The 20,789-nt window shown below is 66.6% G+C and carries 19 protein-coding genes and 1 tRNA gene; 13 read left to right on the top strand and 7 right to left on the bottom strand.

Going from position 1 to position 20,789, the window contains the following annotated elements; genetic code table 11:
- Nucleotides 1-53 precede the first annotated feature (53 nt).
- Complete coding sequence (locus tag LL06_RS09280; protein ID WP_035525373.1) at nucleotides 54-701, top strand: glutathione S-transferase family protein; 648 nt, start codon at nucleotides 54-56, stop codon at nucleotides 699-701.
- Between the two features lie 180 nt (nucleotides 702-881).
- Nucleotides 882-1,067 carry a 50S ribosomal protein L32 gene (rpmF, locus tag LL06_RS09285; protein ID WP_035525376.1) on the top strand — a complete coding sequence of 62 codons (186 nt, stop codon included), beginning with the start codon at nucleotides 882-884 and terminating at the stop codon, nucleotides 1,065-1,067.
- 202 nt (nucleotides 1,068-1,269) lie between these two features.
- Here the strand turns inward: rpmF and LL06_RS09290 are convergent, their stop codons facing one another.
- The gene (locus LL06_RS09290; protein WP_035525378.1) at nucleotides 1,270-1,479 is read right to left on the bottom strand and encodes a cold-shock protein; all 210 of its coding nucleotides are present in this window, start codon (nucleotides 1,477-1,479) and stop codon (nucleotides 1,270-1,272) included.
- Between the two features lie 272 nt (nucleotides 1,480-1,751).
- Entirely contained in the window at nucleotides 1,752-2,774 is a 1,023-nt protein-coding gene (locus LL06_RS09295) for a fatty acid desaturase (protein ID WP_035525382.1), read from the bottom strand.
- Nucleotides 2,775-3,002: 228 nt separating this feature from the next.
- Here LL06_RS09295 and LL06_RS09300 point away from each other — a divergent pair, with 228 nt between their 5' ends.
- Nucleotides 3,003-4,214 carry an MFS transporter gene (locus LL06_RS09300; RefSeq protein ID WP_035525384.1) on the top strand — a complete coding sequence of 404 codons (1,212 nt, stop codon included), beginning with the start codon at nucleotides 3,003-3,005 and terminating at the stop codon, nucleotides 4,212-4,214.
- Between the two features lie 11 nt (nucleotides 4,215-4,225).
- Here the strand turns inward: LL06_RS09300 and otnI are convergent, their stop codons facing one another.
- From otnI to LL06_RS09315, 3 genes are all read right to left on the bottom strand, one after another.
- Nucleotides 4,226-5,002, bottom strand: coding sequence for a 2-oxo-tetronate isomerase (gene otnI, locus LL06_RS09305; RefSeq protein ID WP_035525387.1), 777 nt, complete (start codon nucleotides 5,000-5,002; stop codon nucleotides 4,226-4,228).
- Between the two features lie 91 nt (nucleotides 5,003-5,093).
- The gene (locus LL06_RS09310) at nucleotides 5,094-7,385 is read right to left on the bottom strand and encodes an arginine/lysine/ornithine decarboxylase (protein WP_035525389.1); all 2,292 of its coding nucleotides are present in this window, start codon (nucleotides 7,383-7,385) and stop codon (nucleotides 5,094-5,096) included.
- Between the two features lie 283 nt (nucleotides 7,386-7,668).
- A complete protein-coding gene (locus LL06_RS09315) occupies nucleotides 7,669-8,316 on the bottom strand; it encodes a TetR/AcrR family transcriptional regulator (RefSeq protein ID WP_052161351.1) in 648 nt (215 codons plus the stop codon).
- Between the two features lie 185 nt (nucleotides 8,317-8,501).
- Here LL06_RS09315 and LL06_RS09320 point away from each other — a divergent pair, with 185 nt between their 5' ends.
- Complete coding sequence (locus tag LL06_RS09320; RefSeq protein ID WP_244447085.1) at nucleotides 8,502-9,587, top strand: efflux RND transporter periplasmic adaptor subunit; 1,086 nt, start codon at nucleotides 8,502-8,504, stop codon at nucleotides 9,585-9,587.
- Between the two features lie 16 nt (nucleotides 9,588-9,603).
- On the top strand, nucleotides 9,604-12,726 hold the full coding sequence (locus tag LL06_RS09325) for an efflux RND transporter permease subunit (RefSeq protein WP_035525395.1): 3,123 nt from the start codon (nucleotides 9,604-9,606) through the stop codon (nucleotides 12,724-12,726).
- A 59-nt stretch (nucleotides 12,727-12,785) separates the two neighbouring features.
- Here the strand turns inward: LL06_RS09325 and LL06_RS09330 are convergent, their stop codons facing one another.
- Nucleotides 12,786-13,685 (bottom strand): LysR family transcriptional regulator, encoded by a 900-nt coding sequence (locus tag LL06_RS09330; protein ID WP_035525398.1) that lies wholly within the window; start codon nucleotides 13,683-13,685, stop codon nucleotides 12,786-12,788.
- A gap of 119 nt (nucleotides 13,686-13,804) precedes the next feature.
- On the opposite strand from LL06_RS09330, the gene LL06_RS09335 reads away from it, so the two are divergent.
- Together LL06_RS09335 and LL06_RS09340 are read left to right on the top strand one after the other, a co-directional pair.
- Entirely contained in the window at nucleotides 13,805-14,737 is a 933-nt protein-coding gene (locus LL06_RS09335; protein ID WP_035525401.1) for a ring-cleaving dioxygenase, read from the top strand.
- A 47-nt stretch (nucleotides 14,738-14,784) separates the two neighbouring features.
- Complete coding sequence (locus tag LL06_RS09340; protein WP_052161352.1) at nucleotides 14,785-15,393, top strand: alpha/beta hydrolase; 609 nt, start codon at nucleotides 14,785-14,787, stop codon at nucleotides 15,391-15,393.
- 119 nt (nucleotides 15,394-15,512) lie between these two features.
- On the opposite strand, the gene LL06_RS09345 is transcribed toward LL06_RS09340, so the two are convergent.
- Nucleotides 15,513-15,602 (bottom strand) — tRNA-Ser (locus LL06_RS09345).
- A 363-nt stretch (nucleotides 15,603-15,965) separates the two neighbouring features.
- Between LL06_RS09345 and LL06_RS09350 the strand changes: the two genes are divergently transcribed.
- The 6 genes from LL06_RS09350 to proB all read left to right on the top strand — a co-directional run bounded on the left by LL06_RS09350 (nucleotide 15,966) and on the right by proB (nucleotide 20,698).
- Nucleotides 15,966-16,595, top strand: a complete 630-nt coding sequence (locus LL06_RS09350) for a 50S ribosomal protein L21 (RefSeq protein ID WP_035525404.1) — start codon at nucleotides 15,966-15,968, stop codon at nucleotides 16,593-16,595.
- Nucleotides 16,596-16,673: 78 nt separating this feature from the next.
- Complete coding sequence (gene rpmA / locus LL06_RS09355) at nucleotides 16,674-16,943, top strand: 50S ribosomal protein L27 (protein WP_035525407.1); 270 nt, start codon at nucleotides 16,674-16,676, stop codon at nucleotides 16,941-16,943.
- A 123-nt stretch (nucleotides 16,944-17,066) separates the two neighbouring features.
- Complete coding sequence (locus LL06_RS09360) at nucleotides 17,067-17,723, top strand: GNAT family protein (protein WP_035525411.1); 657 nt, start codon at nucleotides 17,067-17,069, stop codon at nucleotides 17,721-17,723.
- Between the two features lie 97 nt (nucleotides 17,724-17,820).
- A complete protein-coding gene (locus tag LL06_RS09365; protein WP_035525413.1) occupies nucleotides 17,821-18,363 on the top strand; it encodes a DUF3833 family protein in 543 nt (180 codons plus the stop codon).
- Between the two features lie 140 nt (nucleotides 18,364-18,503).
- Complete coding sequence (obgE, locus tag LL06_RS09370) at nucleotides 18,504-19,553, top strand: GTPase ObgE (protein ID WP_052161358.1); 1,050 nt, start codon at nucleotides 18,504-18,506, stop codon at nucleotides 19,551-19,553.
- A gap of 2 nt (nucleotides 19,554-19,555) precedes the next feature.
- Nucleotides 19,556-20,698 carry a glutamate 5-kinase gene (gene proB, locus LL06_RS09375; RefSeq protein ID WP_035525417.1) on the top strand — a complete coding sequence of 381 codons (1,143 nt, stop codon included), beginning with the start codon at nucleotides 19,556-19,558 and terminating at the stop codon, nucleotides 20,696-20,698.
- The last annotated feature ends 91 nt before the right edge of the window (nucleotides 20,699-20,789 follow it).

Here is a 20,789-nt window from a genome sequence, read left to right on the forward strand (position 1 = left end):
CCTGGCTTCGCCGCATGCGACCACTTGGGCCCCCATCGCAACGAGGTGAGCCCATGGCCGCTCCGGTCCTCTATATCGGCAACAAGAACTATTCGTCCTGGTCGTTCCGTCCCTGGATCGGCATGCGCGCCGCGGGCATCGCGTTCGAGGAGAAGCTCGTCCCCTTCGACATGGCCGCCGGAAATCCGGCATTCAAGGCGTTCTCGCCCACCGGCAAGGTCCCCGTCCTGGTCGAGGACGGCGCCACCATCTGGGAATCGCTGGCGATCCTCGATCATGTGGCCCGCAGGCATCCCGGCGCGGGCCTGTGGCCCGAGGCTCCGGCGCTGCGCAGCCGCGCCATGGCGATGGGCTGCGAGATGATGTCGTCCTTTTCGGCGCTCAGGTCGGCCTGCCCGATGAACATGCGCCGCCCGCGCCGGCCGATTGCGCTCACCCCCGCCATCGCCGCCGACGTGGCGCGCATCGAGGCCCTGTGGCGAGACTCGCTTCGCCTGAGCGGCGGGCCGTTCCTGCTGGGCGCATTCTCGATCGCCGACGCCATGTTCGCCCCGGTGGTCAACCGCCTCGACGTCTATGGCTTCGAGACCGGCCCGGAAGCGGCCGCCTACATGGCGAGGATGAAGGCGCTGCCGGCCTGGCGTGAATGGGAAGAGGCGGCCCGCGCCGAACCCTGGATCGTCGCCGAGGACGAAGCCTGACGCGCCGGCGCCGAGCCGCCGGGCCGCATCGGCTCCGCCGTCTCAAAAAAATGGCGGTCGGCGCTGGTCAAACCCGCAAGAGCCATGTATAAGCCCGTCAAATTTCCGAAATCGGCATGCGTCAGTTTCGGCCCCTGGGTCGGCCGTTGATCATGTCTATGTGTTGAACTGGAGTTCGTCATGGCTGTTCCGAAGCGTAAAACATCCCCGTCCAAGCGCGGCATGCGCCGCTCCGCCGACGCCCTCAAGGCCCCGACCTATGTCGAGGACAAGAATTCGGGCGAACTGCGCCGTCCGCACCACATCGACCTGAAGACAGGCATGTACCGCGGCCGCCAGGTGATCACGCCCAAGGAAACCGCATAAGCCTTTCCAGGGCTGACTGAGGCTTGAGAAGCCGGTCCCTCGTGGGCCGGCTTTTCGCGTTTGGGCGCCTGCGCGACGAGGGCATGAACGGCCATGGACCGCGCGGCAGTCAGCGACACACGAAAACGCCCGGAAACCGAAGTTCCCGGGCGCGATCAAATCACAGCGACCAGCCGAGCCAGCCGGTCTCAGGTTGGACTTTTCAGTCAGCCTGGATGGTCGAAACGGCAGTCTTGCCGGTGCGACGGTCTTCAGCGGTGTCGAACGACACCTTCTGGCCTTCGGCCAGACCGCGCATGCCAGCGCGCTCAAGAGCAGTGGCGTGCACGAACACGTCCTTGCTGCCGTCGTCAGGAGCGATGAAGCCGAAGCCCTTTTGGTCGTTATAGAATTTGACAGTACCGGTTTTCATGGGGAGTCCTTTATGTCCATGAATGCATTTTCCGGCGCAAGCGCTCTTTAAAGCGCTCGGCGCAGGCGTTCGTCATCGAATTTAAGTGAAGTGTTGAGCCTGTCTCCGCCTCTGGCGGTGAGCGACCAAGTCGTCCGGTCAAAAATCGATGGCTCATCAATACACTGTTTTTTGCCGATGTACAAGCAAAAGCGATAATGGCCGAAATCGCAACCGCGCGGGCAGGCCCGCCGGACCGGCGGACCCCGTCGCAATGCGCCGCAAATCCCGGCTCAGGCCGCCGCCGCGGCGGCCGGTGTCCGGCCCCGGACCGAGCGGAACGGCACCAGCCGCCGGCGGTCTTCATCCCACAGGGCGAGCGGAACGCACTTGAAGCTCTCCCACAGGGTCAGCCGGCCGATCTGGGCCAGTTCCGGGAAATCCCTCAGGACCTGCGGCAGCCGGTAGAACGGGATCCGGCTCGACAGATGGTGCACGTGGTGGATGCCGATATTGCCGGTCACCCACATCAGCGGCCGCGGCAGGTCGTAATAGGAGCTGCCGTGCAGGGCGGAGAACTCGCGCTCCCATTCCGGGGCATGGTCCCAATGGGTCGGGTTGAACTGGTGCTGGACATAGAACATCCACACGCCCACCGAGGCGCCGATCAGCATGATCGGCAGATGGATGATCAGGAAGACCTTGAAGCCCACCAGCATGCCGAGCGCGATCCACATCGCCGCGATGGCGAGGTTGGTCGCCATGACGCTGGTCCAGGACATGACGCCGTCCTTCAGCGCAGCCACCGGCAAGCGGTGCTGCAGCATGAAGATGAAGGCCGGGCCGATGCCGAACATCACCAGCGGATGGCGGTAGAGCCGGTACTTGATCCGCCCGATCCGCGACAGGGCGAGATATTCCTCTACCGTCAGCGTGTCGATGTCGCCCACGCCGCGGCGGTCGAGATTGCCCGATCCGGCATGGTGGATCGCATGCGAGCGGCGCCAGTAGTCATAGGGCGTGAGCGTCAGCACGCCGAGCACGCGGCCGACGCGGTCGTTCCACTTGGCCGTCGTGAACATCGACTGATGCCCGCAATCGTGCTGGATGATGAACAGCCGCACCATCATCAGCGCCGCCGGAATAGACAGCGCAAGCGTCAGGAAGATGCTATAGGACAGCGCGAACCACATCAGAGCCCAGAACGAGACGAGAAGCCCGAATGTCAGGAGCGTTTCAAAGGCGCTGCGTCCGTCGCTGGGCAGCCTGTAAGGTTGCAGACGGCGCACCCATTCCCGCGCTGATCCTGTCGCCATACGTAGTTCTCCCGATCTTGTTATTGTCTGGCGGCGCCCATGACGCCGCCTTTTGCTTATGGATCGCCGGGCTTAGCACGTTGGTCACCCGAACGGCACCTTTTTCTGCCCGGCCTTTGCACTTCACGATGTGTCACATCGTCACTGGGAATGTGACCGGCCCGCCGATTTACCCCGGCGGGAAATGCTTGTAACGCCATTATTAAATCGATTTAACACGGATTCCCCATGTCAAACCCGACACTTGCCGCCCAGCCCCTCCTGTCTCCGAACCGCCTTGCCGTGTCCCTGATGTTTCTGGCCAACGGCTTCCTGGTCGGCAGTTGGGCGCCGAAGATTCCGGAATTCGCGGTCCGGCTCAGCCTCGATGAAAGCGATCTCGGACTGATGATCATGTGCTTCGGCATCGGTTCGCTCTGCGCCATGCCGCTAGTCGGCACGCTGATCGCCAGGATCGGTTCGCGCCTTCCGGTGCTGGCGCTGGCGGTGATGACGATCGCCGGCCTGCCGCTGGTCACCATTGCGCCGTCAATCTGGACCGCGGCGGTGGCGCTGTTCCTGTTCGGCGCGATGACCGGCGGCATGGATGTGGCCATGAACGCCAACGCCGTCGAGGTGGAAAAGCGCCTCGATCGCGCCATCATGTCCTCCTGTCACGGCTTCTGGAGCCTCGGCGGCGTGGCCGGCGCGGCGCTCGGCGGCGTGCTGATCGCTGAGTACGGCGTCCTGTTCCATGCGCTCGCGGCCTCCGTGCTGATCGCGCTGGCGGTGGCGGTCGCCTGGCCGCGCCTGCTCGCCGATCCGCCGCCCGCGCACCCCCACGACGCCCCCGGCGCCGTGCCCGGCGCCCGCCGGCCCGGCCTACTGACCGCCGGCGCCACCGTGTGGCTCACCGGCATCATCTGCCTGATCATGATGACGCCGGAAGGCGCCATCCTCGACTGGGGCGCGCTCTATCTGCGCCAGGAGCTCGGCGCCAGCCCGGAGCTGTCGGGACTGGCCTTCGGCGCCTTTTCCGCGGCCATGGCGCTGATGCGCTTTCTCGGCGACCTGGTGCGCGACCGCTTCGGCGCGGTCACGACCTTCCGGGTCTCGGCGAGCCTGGCGATGATCGGCCTGGGCGCGGCCGGCCTCGCGCCCTCGGCGGAATGGGCCGTCATCGGCTTCGCCATCGCCGGCCTCGGGCTCGCCAACACCATCCCCATCGCCTTCTCGGCGGCGGGCAACCTGCCCGGCCTGCCGCAGGGCGTGGCGATCTCGATGGTCACCTTCATGGGCTATTCCGGCATCCTGTTCGCCCCCTCGGTGATCGGCTTCATCGCCGAGCACACCGGCTTCGCCTGGATCTATCTGGCGCTGCCGGTGTTTGTCGCCATTCCGCTCGCCTTCTCGGGTCTGATGCGTCACGCCGACCGGGCGCCGGGCACGGGAACCGTCTGACCCGCAGGCCGTCAGGCCCGCGGCACCCGGCCCATCCAGCCCAGGCCCTCGAGCGTGGCGGCCCGGGGCCGGTACTCGCAGCCGACAAAGCCGCGGTAGCCGAGGGCGTCGAGCGCCGCAAGGATCCGGAAATCGTCCAGTTCCCCCGAGCCCGGCTCCTGCCGGTGAGGAACCGAGGCGATCTGGACATGGCCGATCAGCGGCAGCAGCGCCTCAAGCCCGCGCAGCACGTCGCCGCGCAGGACCTGCCGGTGGTAGATGTCGAACTGCAGGCGGATGTTGTCGCGGCCGAGATCCGTGATCAGTTCCGCCGCGGAGTCGAAATCGTCGAGAAAATAACCCGGCATGTCGCGTCCGTTGATCGGTTCGATCAGCACGGTCACCCCCTCATCCGCCGCCGCGTCGGCGGCGAAGGCCAGGCTGTCCCGATAGGCGGCGCGATGCCGTTCGCTGCCCGGATCCGCGAGCCCCGCCATCATGTGCAGGCGCGGCGCGCAGATGACCGCCGCATAGGCGAGCGCGGTGCGGACCGACTGCCGGAACTCGGCCTTGCGCTCCGGCAGCGCCGCCAGACCGCGCTCCCCCTTGGCCCAGTCGCCCGGCGGGAGGTTGAACAGCGCCTGCTCCACCCCGGCCGCGCACCGGCGGCCGGCGATCTCGTTAGCCGGATAATCATAGGGAAAAAGGAACTCGACCGCGTCGAAGCCCGCGGCGGCAGCGGCTTCGAAACGGTCGAGGAAGGGATGTTCGGTGAACATCATCGACAGGTTTGCGGCAAAACGCGGCATCGGCGGTCCTCACGGCTGGTCCGCCCGTTCTACCCCCATTGGCGGCGCGCGCAAGCGCCGGCGGCGCCGTTCCGCCGCTATCCGCGGGCGCTCAGGCCCTGACGCAATCGGCGAAGTGGCGCAGCACGCCGTCCTCGCCGGTTACCTGCACCAGGCCATGGATATCGGTCTCGAAGCCCGGGCATTCATGCGCGAAGGCCCGGTTGAACTTGAGATACTCGACGATCTTGGTGTTGAACACCTCGCCCGGGATCAACAGCGGAATGCCCGGCGGATAGGGCGTGACCAGGCTCGTGGTGATGCGGCCCTCGAGATCGTCGATCGCCACCCGCTCGGTGGTCCGGTGGGCGATATGGGCAAAGGCGTCGCTCGGTTTCATCGCCGGCCGGTGGTCGCTCAGATACATGTCGGTCGAAAGCCGCGCCACGTCATATTTGGCGTAGAGCGAATGCACGTGCTGGCACAGGTCGCGGAGGCCCATCTGCTCGTAGCGCGGCTGCTTGGCGCAGAATTCGGGCATGATCCGCCACATCGGCTGGTTCTGGTCGTAGTCGTCCTTGAACTGCTGCAATTCGGTCAGCAGCGAGTTCCAGCGGCCCTTGGTGATGCCGATGGTGAACATGATGAAGAAGCTGTAGAGCCCGGTCTTCTCCACCACCACGCCGTGCTCGGCCAGGTATTTGGTCACGATCGAGGCCGGAATGCCGGTCTCCTCGAAGCGTCCGTCGAGATTGAGGCCGGGGGTGATGATCGTCGCCTTGATCGGATCGAGCATGTTGAAGCCGGGCGCCATGTCGCCGAATCCGTGCCAGGACTCCTCGCCGTCCGAGGACTGCACGCCTTCGGCGTCGGTGCGCTTGAGCACCCAGTCCTTGGTGTGGCCGATGCCTTCCTCTTCCAGCTCGTCCGGTCCCCAGACCTGGAACCACCAGTCGTCCTCGCCGAATTCCTCGTCGACCTTGCGCATGGCCCGGCGGAAATCGAGCGCCTCCGCGATGCTTTCCTCCACCAGCGCCGTGCCACCCGGCGGCTCCATCATCGCCGCCGCCACGTCGCAGCTCGCAATGATCGAATATTGCGGGCTGGTCGAGGTGTGCATCAGATAGGCCTCGTTGAAGAGGTGCCGGTCGAGCTTGGTGTCCTGGCTGTCCTGCACCAGCACGTGGCTCGCCTGGCTGATGCCGGCGAGCAGCTTGTGGATCGACTGCGTGGCGTAGGTGACCGAATGCATCGGCCGCGCCCGCTTGCGCCCCATCGAATGGTAGCTGCCGTAGAACGGGTGGAACGAGGCGTGCGGCAGCCAGGCCTCGTCGAAATGCAGGTTGTCGACATAGCCGTCGAGCAGCGTCTTGATCGTCTCGGTGTTGTAGAGCACGCCGTCATAGGTCGACTGCGTCAGCGTCATGATGCGCGGCTTGACCGTGTCGGCGTCGACGCCCTCGAGCAGCGGGTTGGCGCGGATCTTGGCCTTGATCGACTCCACCTCGAACTCGCTCTGCGGGATCGGGCCGATGATGCCGTAATGGTTGCGCGTGGGCTTGAGGAACACCGGGATCGACCCGGTCATGATGATCGAGTGCAGGATCGACTTGTGGCAATTGCGGTCGACCACCACGACGTCGCCCGGCGCCACCGTGTGGTGCCAGACCATCTTGTTGGATGTCGAGGTGCCGTTGGTGACGAAGAAGCAGTGGTCGGCATTGAAGATCCGCGCGGCGTTGCGCTCCGACGCGCCGATGGCGCCGTTGTGCTCGAGCAACTGGCCCAATTCCTCGACCGAATTGCAGACGTCGGCGCGCAGCATGTTCTCGCCGTAGAACTGGTGGTACATCTGCCCGATCGGGCTTTTCAGGAACGCCACCCCGCCCGAATGCCCCGGGCAGTGCCAGGAATAGGATCCGTCCTCGGCATAGTTGAGCAGCGCCTTGAAGAACGGCGGCTTGATCCCCTCGAGATAGCTCTTGGCCTCGCGGATGATGTGGCGGGCGACGAATTCCGGCGTGTCCTCGAACATGTGGATGAAGCCGTGCAGCTCGCGCAGGATGTCGTTGGGCAGGTGCCGGCTGGTCTTGGTCTCGCCATAGATGTAGATCGGCACGTCGGCGTTCTTCCAGCGCACTTCCTCGATGAAATTGCGCAGATTGACCACCGCCGGATCGACGTCCGGGCCGGGGCTGAACTCCTCGTCGTCGATCGACAGCACGAAGGCCGAGGCGCGCGACTGCTGCTGGGCGAATTGCGACAGGTCGCCATAGCCCGTCACCCCCAGGACCTCGAACCCCTCGTTCTCGATGGCTTGCGCCATGGCGCGGATGCCGAGGCCCGAGGAATTCTCCGATCGGAAATCCTCGTCGATGATGACGATGGGGAAGCGAAATTTCATGGCTTTGTCCTGGCGGGAGGGCGTTGGTGGGGTCCTACAGTATAATCGGGCGGTTCGGAACCGAATTGAACCGGGCCGCGGACTCGGATCGCGGGTTTGACCGTTCAGGCGCCCGGCGGTCGCGCGCCCGCCAGCGCGGACAGGCGCGGCACATTCGGTCAGTCCGACGTCTCGGCCAGCTAATAAGACCGGATCATGTCAGTTTGAAGGACGGGTGCACCCGGCGGCGTAGGGACCACGACCCGGTCCGGGTCTCGCCGGCGTGCCGGGGACCCTGTGCGCCCTATCCGGCCTCCGCGATTCCACCCAGAAACACCTGGATGGCCAAGTCCAGGCGGCGTTCATGCGCCTGCTGGCGCGCGCAGGCCGGCTTGGCGGAGACCAGATGTTCCAGCACGCTTTCATGCGCCATGTCGGCCATCAGCCGGGCGGCGCTTTCCGTGTCGGCGATGCGGATCTCGCCCCGGGCCACGGAGCGGTCGAGCTCCCGGCGAATCATGGCGTAGAGCGCATGCGGCCCCTCCTGCAGGAATTCCCGCACCAGGTCCGGCTGCCGGTCCGCTTCCGCGATCACCGCGCGCAGGATCGCCAGCGGCAGCAGATCCGAGAACTTCTCGTCCGTCGGCGTCAGCAGCAGCCGCAGCCGGTGCGCCAGCGGCAGCTCGAGGTCGCTTTCGCTGAGCGGCCGCGTCACCCGGTTGCGGATGCGCCGCACCACGCTGGCGAACAGGACGGCGCGGCACTCGAACACCTCGTAGAGCGTCCGCTTCGACATGCCGGCCTCCTGCGCGATCGCCGCCATCGAGGCGCCGCCCAGTCCCCGGGACAGGATCACCCGCTCCGCCGCGTCGATGATTATCGCCTCCCGTTCGCTGGCGTCGAGCTGGCGCGGCCTGCCCGGGCCGCGACAGGAAATGAGGCTTTTTGGCAACAAGTTAACCCTCTCTCTTCGCAGGTGCAGCGTTCCGCTTGCGCATTGCGGAAAAGCAATTATAAAACCACTTAGTTTTCATATTAGCCCCAGTGCGTCTGTTCGCCAAGCGGCGACTCCATACTTCACGGAGATATTCAATGAGGTTAGCGCTTCACGCCCTCTTTTGTTCCCTGGCTGTCGCGATGACGGTCTCTGCCGCCACGGCGCAGCAGCCGCAGCAACCGCCCGCGGCGGTGACCGTCGTCACGCTGAAGGCGGAAACCGTCACGGTCACGTCCACGCTTCCCGGCCGCGTCGTCGCCTCCGGCGTCGCCGAAGTGCGCCCGCAGGTCAACGGCATCATCGTCGAACGCCTGTTCGAGGAAGGCTCGGCCGTCAAGGAGGGCGACATCCTCTATCGCATCGATCCGGCGACCTACCGGGCGCAGGTCGTGGCGGCGCAGGCCGCCGTCAACCAGGCCGAGGTCAGCCTCAAATCGACCAACCGCGAACTCGTCCGCATGGAGTCCCTGCGCAAGAGCAACGTCGCCAGCGAACAGGCGCTCGATGCCGCCCTCACCACCCGCGACATCGCCGACGCCGCCCTGCAGGTCGCCAAGGCGCAACTGCTCGCCGCCAATATCGACCTCGAGCGCACCACCATCCGCGCGCAGTTGTCGGGCGTCATCGGACGCTCGCTCACCACCCAGGGCGCGCTCATCATTTCCGGCCAGTCCGATCCGCTGGCGGTGATCCGCAAGCTTGACCCAGTCTATGTCGACGTCGCCCAGTCGGCCGCCGATCTGGTGCGCTGGAAGCGCCAGGGACCGCTCGCGGCAGGGTCGAAGGCCGACACCAAGGTCTCGCTGATGCTGGCCGACCGCACCACCTTCGACCAGACCGGCGAACTCACCGCCGCCGAACCGCATGTCGACGAACAGACCGGCGTCGTCACCCTGCGTCTGCAGTTTCCCAATCCCGACGAAATGCTGCTGCCCGGCATGTATGTCCAGGTCGAGATGCCCCAGGGCGTCATCGAGGACGCCATTCTGGTTCCCCAGGAAGGCGTGTCGCGCGACCGTCGCGGCGCCCCGACGGCCCTGGTGGTCGGGCCGGACAACGTGGTCGAGCTGCGCACGCTGACCATCGTCAGCGACCGCGGCTCGGACTGGATCGTCACCGACGGCGTCAAGGCCGGCGACAGGGTGATCGTCGAAGGCCTGCAGAAAATCGCGGCCGGAGCCACGGTTGCCCCCGAAGAACGCGCCGAACAACCGGCACAAAACTGAGCTCGCGGAGACCGACATGGCACGTTTCTTTATCGACCGGCCGATCTTTGCCTGGGTGATCTCGATCATCATCATGGGCGCCGGCGTCCTCTCCATCCTGACGCTGCCGGTCTCGCAATACCCGCAGATCGCGCCGCCGACGATCTCGATCTCGGCGAATTACCCCGGCGCCTCCGCGCAGACCATCGCCAACACGGTGACCCAGGTCATCGAGCAGCGGCTGACCGGCCTCGACGGCCTGCGCTACTTCTCCTCGAGCTCCACCTCCGCCGGAACGGCGTCGATCACGCTGACCTTCGAGACCGGCGTCGATCCCGACATCGCCCAGGTCCAGGTCCAGAACAAGCTGTCGCAGGCGCTCACGCTGCTGCCCGAGACGGTGCAGCGCCTGGGCGTGACGGTGCAGAAGTCCTCGGCAAGCTTCCTGATGGTGATCGCGCTGATTTCCGATGACGGCGGGTTCGACCAGACCGACCTGTCCGACTACCTCAACACCAATCTCGTCGACGAGTTCAGCCGGCTCGAAGGCGTCGGCGAAGTGCAGGTGTTCGGCGCCAAATACGCCATGCGCATCTGGCTCGATCCGGTCAAGCTCGCCGCCTACGAACTGGCGCCGGAGGATGTGGTGGGCGCGGTCTCGGCGCAGAACGCCCAGATTTCCGCCGGCGCCTTCGGCACCCTGCCGACGGTCGAGGGCCAGCAGCTCAACGCCACCATCACCGCGCAATCGCTGCTGACCACGCCCGAGGATTTCGAGGGCATCGTCATCCGCGCCGCCACCGACGGCGGCCTCGTGCTGCTCAAGGACGTGGCCCGCGTCGAGATCGGCGCCGAGAACTATTCCACCATCGCCCGCTTCAACGGCAAGCCGTCGACCGGCATGGCGATCCGGCTGGCGGCGGGCGCCAACGCGCTCAGCACCGCCGAGCTCGTCAAGGCCAAGATCGAGGAGGCCTCGGCCTTCTTCCCCGAAGGCGTGAGCTACGTCATTCCCTATGACACGACGCCCTTCATCCAGATCTCCATCGGCGAAGTGGTCAAGACGCTGGTCGAAGCCATCGTGCTCGTGTTCCTGGTCATGCTGCTGTTCCTGCAGAATTTCCGCGCCACGCTGATTCCGACGCTCGCCGTGCCGGTGGTCCTGCTCGGCACCTTCGGCATCCTCGCCGCCGCGGGCTTCTCCATCAACACGCTGACCATGCTCGCCATGGTGCTCGCCATCGGCCTGCTGGTCGATGACGCGATCGTCGTGGTCGAGAATGTCGAGCGCATCATGGAGGAGGAAGGGCTCAGCCCGCTCGAGGCCACGCGCAAGTCGATGGGCCAGATCACCGGCGCGCTGATCGGCATCGCCCTGGTGCTGTCGGCGGTGTTCGTGCCGATGGCCTTTTTCGGCGGCTCCACCGGCGTCATCTACCAGCAGTTCTCCATCACCATCGTCTCGGCCATGGGCCTCTCCGTTCTGGTGGCGCTGACGCTGACGCCGGCGCTCTGCGCCACGCTGCTGACGTCGAAGGCCGCGCACCACGCCACCCGCGGTCCCGCCGGCTGGTTCAACCGCGGATTCGAACGCGTCAGCCGCGGCTATGGCGGCACCGTCGGCTGGATCATCCGCCGGCCCCTGCGCATCGGCATCATCTATCTGGGCCTCGTCGGCCTGCTGGTCTGGAGCTTCCTGCAGACGCCCACGGCCTTCCTGCCCGACGAGGACCAGGGCATTCTCCTGGCCCTGATCCAGGCGCCGACCGGTGCCACCGCCGAACGGACCCAGAAGGTGCTCGAACAGGTGGAGGCGCATTTCCTCGAAAACGAGACCGACAATGTCGACAGCATGTTCGGCGTCATCGGCTTCTCCTTCTCTGGCCAGGGCCAGAACATGGGGCTCGCCTTCATTCGCCTGAAGGACTGGGAGGAGCGGACGGAACCGGGGCAGAGCGCTGCGGCGATCGCCGGCCGCGCCTTCCCCGCCCTGATGGGCATTCAGGACGCCATGGTCTTCCCGATCGTTCCGCCCTCGGTGCCCGAACTCGGCATCATGAGCGGCTTCGACTTCTATCTCGAGGCCCGCGACGGCCAGACCCATGACCAGTTGCTCACGGCCCGCAACCAGCTTCTCGGCATGGCCACGCAAAGCCCGCTCATCAGCTCGATCCGCCCCTCCGGGCTCGAGGACGCCGCGCAGTACCACCTCGACATCGACTGGCGCGCCGCCGGCGCCATGGGCGTCACCGCATCCGACGTCGCGCAACTGCTCCGCATCGCCTGGGCCGGCAGCTACGTCAATGACTTCATCGACCGCGACCAGATCAAGCGCGTCTATATCCAGGGCGAAGGCGACGCCCGCGCCCTTCCCTCCGATCTCGCCAAATGGAAGGTGCGCAATGCGAGCGGCGGACTGGTTCCCTTCGCCAATTTCGCCGAAGGAAGCTGGACCTTCGGCCCGCAGGGGCTCAACCGCTACAATGCGGTGGGCGCCATGCAGATCCAGGGATCGCCCGCGCCGGGCGTGACCACCGGCGAAGCCATGGCCGAGATCGAGCGGCTGGCGGCGCAGCTTCCGGGCTACGGCGTGGCCTGGACCGGCCTGTCGCTGGAAGAGCGCCAGTCCGGCAACCAGGCGCCGCTGCTCTATGCGCTGTCGCTGGCGGCGGTGTTCCTCTGCCTGGCGGCGCTCTATGAAAGCTGGTCGATCCCCTTTGCCGTCATGCTGGTGATGCCGGTCGGCATCCTCGGCGCAGTGCTGTGGACCCTGTTCGGCGGCTACCAGAACGGCGTCTTCTTCCAGGTGGGCCTGCTCACCGTGGTGGGGCTCACGGGCAAGAACGCCATCCTCATCGTCGAATTCGCCCGCGAACGCTACGAGGCCGGCGAAACCCTGTTCGATGCGGTGCGCGAGGCGGCGCGGCAGCGGTTCCGCCCAATCATCATGACCTCGATGGCCTTCTCGCTCGGCGTGCTGCCGCTGGTCATCAGCACCGGCGCCGGCTCCGGCGGCCGCAACGCCATCGGCACGAGCGTGCTCGGCGGCACCCTCACCGGCACGATCCTGGGCATCATCTTCGTGCCGCTGTTCTTCGTGCTGGTCACGCGGAAGCGCAAGGTCAAGCAGCCGGCGGCCGAGGCCACGTCCGAAGCCTGAGCACAGCCCAAACCCTTCGCATTTCCCGTCGCGCGCTCCCGCGGCGGACCGGCCGCCGCTCACAGCGACCGGATCGTGGTCACGTAGGTCTCGAAGAAGTCGGAAAATGTCTTCACCCGGAGCGGCAGGGTCTCGTAGGGCGGGTAATAGAGCGTCAGCCACAACGGCGCGGGCTCCCACTCGGGCAGCACCTGGGTGAGCCGCCCGGCGTTGAGCGCCGGCTCGACGATGAACCAGGGCAGCAGCGCCACGCCTTCGCCGTTCTCGGCCAGCCGCGCGATCAGGTCGCCATTGTTGCTGGCGAGCGCCTGCCCGGCCCTGACCCTGTGCGTCCGGCCGGCATGGGAGAGATCCCAGGTCTCGCTCACAGCCTCGCCGTCATAGGCAAGCCGGGCATGGCCGTGCAGCTCTTCCGGCCGGGTGATGCTGCCGAAGGCCGCCAGATAGCCCGGAGAGGCCACCAGCACGCGGCGCACCCGGCAGATCTTGCGCCAGATCGTCGATTTGTCCGTGGGCGCCTGCGAGATCCGGATCGCCAGGTCGACCTTCTCGGAGACGATGTCGATGAACCGGTCGGTGAGGCTCAGCGACAGCACCGTGTCGGGATGATCCACCCGGAAGCCCGAGGCGACATCGGGCAGGATCTGCAGCCCCAGCGACATCGGCGCATTGATCCGAAGCAGGCCCGCGGCCTCCCCAACCTGCTCGCGCACCTCCTCGTCCGCCTTCACGAACTCGGAGAGCAGCGGCCCGACGCGCGCGGCATAGACCGCGCCGGCCGAGGTCAGCGACACCTGGCGGGTGGTGCGCAGCAGGAGCTGCACGCCCAGCCGGTCCTCGAGCGCGCCCACCGCGCGGGTGACCGACGGCGCGGTCATCGACAGCTGCCGCGCCGCCGCGACGAAACTGTGAAGCTCGGCGACGGCGAGAAAGGCGCGGATCTGGCTGAGTTCGCTCATCGCCGATTATTACGTATTCTGCAATTATATTGTCAATATTATTGCTATTCAAAACTGCAATGATCTCCCCCATCTTGGTCCCAAGCCAGACGCAACCCTGGCGCCGGAAAGGAACCATCATGATCACCGAGATCAAGGGCCTGCATCACGTCACGTCGATGGCCGCCCACGCCCAGCAGAACAGCGATTTCTTCACCAAGACCCTGGGCCTGCGCCGGGTCAAGAAAACCGTCAATTTCGACGCGCCGGAGGTCTACCATCTCTATTACGGCGACGAACTGGGCACGCCCGGTTCGGTGATGACCTATTTCCCCTTTCCGAACATCGCCGCGGGACGCCCGGGCGCCGGGGAAGTGGGCGACACCTATTTTGCCGTCCCCAAGGGCTCGCTGGAGTTCTGGAAGCAGCGCCTGGTGGCGCAGAATGTCGGCGGGCTCAGTGAAAGCGAAGTCTTCGGCGACAGGCGCCTGCGCTTTGACGGCCCCGACCGCGACAGTTTCTCGCTGATCGAGGTCGACGGCGACGACAGGACCGGCTGGCAGCAGGGCGGCGTCGCCGCATCCGAGGCCATCAAGGGCTTCCGCGGCGCGAGCCTCAGGCTCCGCGACGGCGGCGCCACCGCCGAGCTGCTGCGCTTCATGGGCTACGAAAAGGTAGACGCTGAGGGCAGCCACACCCGCTTTGCCATTGCCGGCGGCAATGGCGCCGATGTCATCGACATCGAAACGCTGCCCGAGGCCGGTCCGGCCCGGCAGGGCGCCGGCTCCGTGCATCACATCGCCTTCGCGGTGGAAGACCGGGCGGCGCAGCTCGCGGTCCGCAAGGCGCTGATGGACACCGGCTACCAGGTCACCCCGGTGATCGACCGCGACTATTTCTGGGCGATCTATTTCCGCACGCCCGGCGGCGTCCTGTTCGAGGTCGCCACCAACGAGCCCGGCTTCGACCGCGACGAGGATGTCGCCCATTTGGGCGAGAGCCTCAAGCTGCCGACCCGCTACGAGGCGCATCGGGCCGAGATCCAGAAACTGCTCGAGCCGATCACCGACTGACTCATTCCCGGCGGGATCGCACGATCCCGCCACCGGAGGCCAAAATCATGACGACGCATTATCACGCCCTCATACGACCGGCCGCCGCTGGCGCCCCGCTGGTCTTCGCCTTCCACGGCACCGGCGGCGACGAGCACCAGTTCTCGGGCCTGGTGAGCCAGATTCTACCCGACGCGGGCCTCGTCTCGCCGCGCGGCGACGTTTCCGAACACGGCGCGCTGCGCTTCTTCCGCCGCACCGGCGAGGGCGTCTACGACATGGCCGACCTGGCTGAGCGGACGGAGAAGATGGCGGGCTTCATCGCCGCCCACAAGGCGGAGAACCCGGGCGTTCCAGTCTACGGGCTCGGCTATTCGAACGGCGCCAATATCCTGGCCTCCGTGGCCTTCAGCCATGCCGGCCTGTTCGACCGCATGGCGCTGCTGCATCCGCTCATTCCGTTTGAGCCGGAGCCCAATCAGGAGCTTGCCGGAAAGCGGGTGCTGATCACCGCCGGCCGCCGCGACCCGATCTGCCCGCTGCCGCTGACCGAGCGGCTCGTGGCCTATTTCAGCGCCCAGGGCAGCCGCGTCGAGACCAGCCTCCACGACGGCGGCCACGAGATCCAGGCCCCGGAACTTGCGGCCCTGACGGCCTTCCTGACCGCGCAAGAGTAGGTGCGATCGGGACGGGTGCAGAAGATGTCAGGGATGGGCGACCGGGCCGCTCTCACGAGCACGGCCCGCGAACCCGTCAAGGGTCGCCGGGCGAAACGGATCTGCCGCGATCGGAAAAATGGCGGAGAGGGTGGGATTCGAACCCACGGTGGAGTTGCCCCCACGCCGCATTTCGAGTGCGGTACTTTCGACCACTCAGCCACCTCTCCGCGTCTTTGGTCGGCGCAGTATCAGTGCGCGGGCGCTTCCATAACCGGCGCGGGCCGGTTGCACAAGGGGTAAGTTTGCCGGTAAAGCCGCCAGGCGCCCCGAACCGCTGCCCGATCGGCGGCGCGACGGCCAATTTGGCTTGACTCTTGCCATCGCCTCACGTATCTCGCGACCCGAATGCGGCGTGGGCTTCCTGCGCCGTTCGCCTTTGGTTGAAGGCCCCTGCATGGTGACACTGTGCTGGACTTTCCACCGGGCTTCACCCGGCAGCGTCCGCCAATGGACCCGGCCGATTCGTTCCGACTGGCAAAAAAGACGGCCCGCCGCAAGGCGAGAGCCGGACGAACACGAAAGGACAAAAGATGTTCGCAGTCATTAAAACCGGCGGTAAGCAGTACCGCGTCGCCGCCAATGACGTTCTGACGATCGAAAAGCTTGAAGGCGCCGCAGGCGATACCGTCGAGTTCACCGAAATCCTCATGGTCGGCGAAGGCGCCGGCGCAACCTTTGGCGTTCCCTTCGTCGAAGGCGCCACCGTGGTCGCCGAAGTCGTCGAGCAGGGCCGCGCCCGCAAGGTCATCGCCTTCAAGAAGCGCCGCCGGCAGAACTCCAAGCGCATCCGCGGCCACCGCCAGCACCAGACGGTCGTCAAGATCACCGACATCCTGACCGGCGGCGCCAAGCCCGCCAAGAAGGCTGCCGCGAAGAAGGACGACGCGCCCAAGGCCGAGGCCAAGAAGGCTGACGCTCCCAAGGCCGAAGCCGCTTCTGCGCCGCTGTTCACCGCGCCGGAAGGCAAGGGCGACAACCTGACCAAGATCAAGGGCATCGGCCCGGTCGCGGCAGGCCAGCTCAACGAACAGGGCATCACCACATTCGCCCAGGTGGCGGCTCTCACCGACGCCGACATCGCCCGCATCGACGAAGCCATGCCGTTCAGCGCCGACCAGATCTCGGACTGGCGCGACCAGGCCAAGGCCCTCGCCAAGTAATCAACCGCCCGTTCGGGCCCTGGCGGCGAAAGCCGCACGTGAGACAATCGCCCTTGAGGGCGGAACAGGAGCAGACCCATGGCACACAAAAAAGCTGGCGGTTCGTCGCGCAACGGTCGCGATTCGGAATCCAAGCGCCTCGGCGTGAAGAAGTTCGGCGGCGAGAACGTCATCGCCGGCAACATCATTCTGCGTCAGCGCGGCACCAAGTGGCATCCCGGCACAGGCGTAGGCCTTGGCAAGGACCACACCATTTTTGCCGTGCAGCCGGGCAATGTTGACTTCCGCAAGAAAGCCAACGGCCGAACCTATGTGTCCGTTGTCGCGAAAGCGGAAGCAGCGGAATAAGCCGGATCCTTCCTTTAGGCCGGCGTCTCATCGACCCGGCCTGAACAGGCATCCTCCGGAACACCGGATCAAGGCAGGGGAGATGGAACGCCATCTCCCCTTTCCTTTGTCCAAAACCGGAGAATGACCATGAGACACGACCCAGACAGCGACCCCGCATGCGAGCCCTGTAGCGGCACGGAGAGCCTCGAACGCCCGACGGCCTTCGATTGCCCCGTCCTGTTGACCGAATCCCTTGTCCTGCGCGCGCCCCACGCCGAGGACATCGACGCAATTGCCATTCTCGCCGACAATCCGGCCATCGCCACCATGGTGTCGCGCATCCCGCATCCCTATGGCCGAGGCGACGCCGAGACCTTCGTGCGCGCCTCCGCCACCCGCGGGAATGGCAATTGCGTCTATGCCATCACCGACGCCGACACCGGCCAGCTCTACGGCTGCTGTGCGCTGGAGACCGGACGCGACGGCAAATCGCTCGAGCTCGGCTACTGGATCGGCGAGCCGTTCTGGCGCCGCGGCATCGCCACCGAGGCGGTGCACGCGCTGGTCGACATGGCCTTCCGCACCCGCGAGATCGAGCACATCGACGCCCGCTGCCGGGTGATCAACCCCGCCTCGCGCCGGGTGCTGCAGAAGAGCGGCTTCCAGTTCCAGGGCACGGGCATGATCGACATCCTGTCGATCAACGCCTCCGTCGCGGTCGAATGGTTCCGGCTCGACCGCAAGACCTGGATCTCGCTGATCGCCTGGTCGAACGAGAACCGGGCGCGGGCCTCCTAGGCCGAAGCGGAGACACGGGCGGGCCTCCCGGGCCCGCCCGCCTAATCCGGCTGACGGTTTCCGGCGTAAAGGGATCATGACCCGAAAGGACCCCCTCATGACCCTTCTCAGCCGTCTTCTGCGTCCCCTGGCGATCCTGCCGCTCTGCGCCGTTCTCGCCGCGGCCCCCGCCCAGGCCCGGGATCTCAAGCTCGAGGATTTCTTCGAGGGCAAGACCTATGCCTATGGCAGCTTCGCCGCCATCACCGGGCTCCGGCGCTCCTTCCGGGTCGACCTCACCGGCAAGGTGCGCGGACCGGAGCTGACGCTGCGCGAGGATTTCATCTACGACGACGGCGAGCGCGACACCAAGACCTGGATCTTCACCCGCACCGGGCCCGGCACCTACACCGGCACCCGCGAGGATGTGCTGGGCCAGACCACCGTTCGCGTTTCGGGCAACACCGCCCGCTTCAGCTACCGCGTCGACCTCGACCCCTCGGGCAAATCCAATGTCGTGCGCTTCTTCGACAAGCTGGTGCTCGAGGACGATGGCACCCTGCGCAACACCGCGCTGGTGACCAAGTTCGCGCTTCCCGTCGCCCGGGTCAGGGTCAATTTCGCCCGCACCCGCGCGGGCGCCGAGGCGATCAGGCCGTAGCCCGCGGCGCGGCACGGCTCGGCGCGATGTCGCAATAGGCTTTGACCTTGCGTGCCGAGGAGTTTATCGATGCGGGCAAAGCCGGAGGCATGCGCCAGGCCGGCAAAAATCGCGACAAAAGCCCCGATCGGTCCAGCCAGATGAAGTTCCTCGACGAAACCAAGGTCTATATCCGCTCCGGCGACGGCGGCGCAGGCAGCGTCTCCTTCCGGCGCGAGAAATACATCGAGTTCGGCGGGCCTGACGGCGGCGACGGCGGACGCGGCGGCGATGTCTGGGTGGAGGCCGTCGACGGGCTCAACACGCTGATCGACTACCGCTTCCAGCAGCATTTCAAGGCCAAGACCGGCGGCCACGGCATGGGCCGCAACCGCACCGGCGCCGGCGGCGACAGCGTCACCCTGAAGGTCCCCGCCGGAACCCAGATATTCGAGGAGGATGGCGAGACGCTGATCTGCGACCTGACCACGGTCGGCGAGCGCTACCGGCTCGCCGCCGGCGGCAATGGCGGTTTCGGCAATGCGCATTTCAAATCCGCCACCAACCAGGCGCCGCGCCACGCCAATCCGGGGCAGGAGGGCCAGGAGAAGACTGTCTGGTTCAGGCTCAAGCTGATCGCCGACGCCGGCCTCGTCGGCCTGCCCAATGCCGGCAAGTCGACCTTCCTCGCCTCCGTCACGCGGGCGCGGCCGAAGATCGCCAATTATCCCTTCACCACGCTGCATCCCAATCTCGGCGTCGCCACCATCGACGGCCGCGAATTCGTGCTGGCCGACATTCCCGGCCTGATCGAGGGCGCCCATGAGGGCGTCGGCATCGGCGACCGGTTCCTCGGCCATGTCGAGCGCACCCGCGTCCTGCTGCACCTGGTCTCGGCGCTCGAGGAGGATGTCGCCAAGGCCTACAAGACGGTGCGCCATGAACTCGAGGCCTATGGCCACGGCATCGCCGAGAAGCCGGAGATCGTGGCCCTGAGCCAGGTCGACGTGGTCGACGCGAAGGCGCGCGCCGAAAAGGTCCGGGCGCTGAAGAAGGCGGCCAAACGGACGCCCTACGAGATCTCCGCCATCACCGGCGAGGGCATGACCGGCGGCCTGCGCGCGCTGCGCGACATCATCGTCGGCGCCAAGGCCGAGGATGCCGAGGCCGAGGCCGCGCGGACCGGCGGCGTCACGGCGCCGAAGGACTGAGCATGGACGCCTCCCGCAAACCGGTATCCGCCCACCGGCGGATTGTCATCAAGATCGGCTCGGCGCTGCTGGTCGACCGCGACCATGGCCTCAAGACCACCTGGCTCGAATCGCTCTGCGCCGATATCGCCGAGCTCAAGCGCGCGGGCGCGGAGGTGCTCGTCGTCTCCTCCGGCGCCATCGCCATGGGCCGTACCGTGCTCGGGCTCGCGAGCGGCAGCCTGCGGCTCGAGGAAAGCCAGGCCGCCGCCGCCGTCGGCCAGATCGCGCTGGCGCGCGCCTGGTCCGCGAGCCTCGCCACCCATGCGATCGTCGCCGGCCAGATCCTGCTCACGCTCGGCGACACCGAGGAGCGGCGGCGCTATCTGAACGCGCGCGCCACCATCGCCGAACTGTTGCGGCACGGGGCGGTGCCGATCATCAACGAGAACGACACGGTGGCCACCAGCGAGATCCGCTACGGCGACAACGACCGGCTCGCCGCCCGCGTCGCCACCATGGTCAGCGCCGACCTGCTGGTGCTGATGTCCGACATCGACGGGCTCTACACCGCCCCGCCGCATCTCGATCCCGACGCCCGCTTTCTTGCGACCATCGACGCCATCACGCCCAAGATCGAGGCGATGGCGGGCGACGCCGGCTCGGAACTGTCGCGCGGCGGCATGAAGACCAAGATCGACGCCGGCAAGATCGCCACCGGCGCCGGCTGCGCCATGATCATCGCCTCGGGCAAGTCCGACCATCCGCTGGCGGCCATCGACAGGGGCGCAAGATCGAGCTGGTTCCGCCCCTCGGGCACGCCCCAGACCGCGCGCAAGACCTGGATCGCCGGCCAGCTCGACCCCGCCGGCCGGCTGGGCATCGACGCCGGCGCGGAAATCGCCTTGCGCTCGGGCAAGAGCCTGCTGCCGGCGGGCGTCCGCTCCGTCGCCGGCGAGTTCCATCGCGGCGACCCGGTCGCAGTCTGCGATGCCGATGGCCGCGAGATCGCCCGCGGCCTGTCGGCTTACGACGCCGACGAGGCGCGGCGCATCGCCGGGCGCAAGTCGGGCGAGATCGAGGCCATTCTCGGCTATACCGGCCGCGCCGCCATGATCCACCGCGACGATATGGTGATCACCTCGGGCCGCGGCTCCGCTGCCTGATCGGCCTTTGCCGCGGTCAAGCGGGCCGGAGCTTTACGGCGCCGCCCCGATTGCGTAAGAAAACCGCCTGATTGTGCGCCCGGAGAGCCGC

It is taken from the genome of Hoeflea sp. BAL378, assembly GCF_000759435.1.
Classification (GTDB): Bacteria; Pseudomonadota; Alphaproteobacteria; order Rhizobiales; family Rhizobiaceae; genus Hoeflea.

Bases quoted from the DNA above. Each gene is read 5' to 3' on its own strand.
- LL06_RS09300 (WP_035525384.1), top strand. From the start codon at position 3,003: ATGTCAAACCCGACACTTGCCGCCCAGCCCCTCCTGTCTCCGAACCGC.
- LL06_RS09360 (WP_035525411.1), top strand. From the start codon at position 17,067: ATGACCATGAGACACGACCCAGACAGCGACCCCGCATGCGAGCCCTGT.
- LL06_RS09325 (WP_035525395.1), top strand. From the start codon at position 9,604: ATGGCACGTTTCTTTATCGACCGGCCGATCTTTGCCTGGGTGATCTCG.
- LL06_RS09365 (WP_035525413.1), top strand. From the start codon at position 17,821: ATGACCCTTCTCAGCCGTCTTCTGCGTCCCCTGGCGATCCTGCCGCTC.
- rpmA (WP_035525407.1), top strand. From the start codon at position 16,674: ATGGCACACAAAAAAGCTGGCGGTTCGTCGCGCAACGGTCGCGATTCG.
- LL06_RS09320 (WP_244447085.1), top strand. From the start codon at position 8,502: ATGACGGTCTCTGCCGCCACGGCGCAGCAGCCGCAGCAACCGCCCGCG.
- LL06_RS09350 (WP_035525404.1), top strand. From the start codon at position 15,966: ATGTTCGCAGTCATTAAAACCGGCGGTAAGCAGTACCGCGTCGCCGCC.
- LL06_RS09295 (WP_035525382.1), bottom strand. From the start codon at position 2,774: ATGGCGACAGGATCAGCGCGGGAATGGGTGCGCCGTCTGCAACCTTAC.
- LL06_RS09290 (WP_035525378.1), bottom strand. From the start codon at position 1,479: ATGAAAACCGGTACTGTCAAATTCTATAACGACCAAAAGGGCTTCGGC.
- LL06_RS09340 (WP_052161352.1), top strand. From the start codon at position 14,785: ATGACGACGCATTATCACGCCCTCATACGACCGGCCGCCGCTGGCGCC.
- otnI (WP_035525387.1), bottom strand. From the start codon at position 5,002: ATGCCGCGTTTTGCCGCAAACCTGTCGATGATGTTCACCGAACATCCC.
- obgE (WP_052161358.1), top strand. From the start codon at position 18,504: ATGAAGTTCCTCGACGAAACCAAGGTCTATATCCGCTCCGGCGACGGC.
- LL06_RS09335 (WP_035525401.1), top strand. From the start codon at position 13,805: ATGATCACCGAGATCAAGGGCCTGCATCACGTCACGTCGATGGCCGCC.
- proB (WP_035525417.1), top strand. From the start codon at position 19,556: ATGGACGCCTCCCGCAAACCGGTATCCGCCCACCGGCGGATTGTCATC.
- LL06_RS09310 (WP_035525389.1), bottom strand. From the start codon at position 7,385: ATGAAATTTCGCTTCCCCATCGTCATCATCGACGAGGATTTCCGATCG.
- LL06_RS09280 (WP_035525373.1), top strand. From the start codon at position 54: ATGGCCGCTCCGGTCCTCTATATCGGCAACAAGAACTATTCGTCCTGG.
- LL06_RS09330 (WP_035525398.1), bottom strand. From the start codon at position 13,685: ATGAGCGAACTCAGCCAGATCCGCGCCTTTCTCGCCGTCGCCGAGCTT.
- rpmF (WP_035525376.1), top strand. From the start codon at position 882: ATGGCTGTTCCGAAGCGTAAAACATCCCCGTCCAAGCGCGGCATGCGC.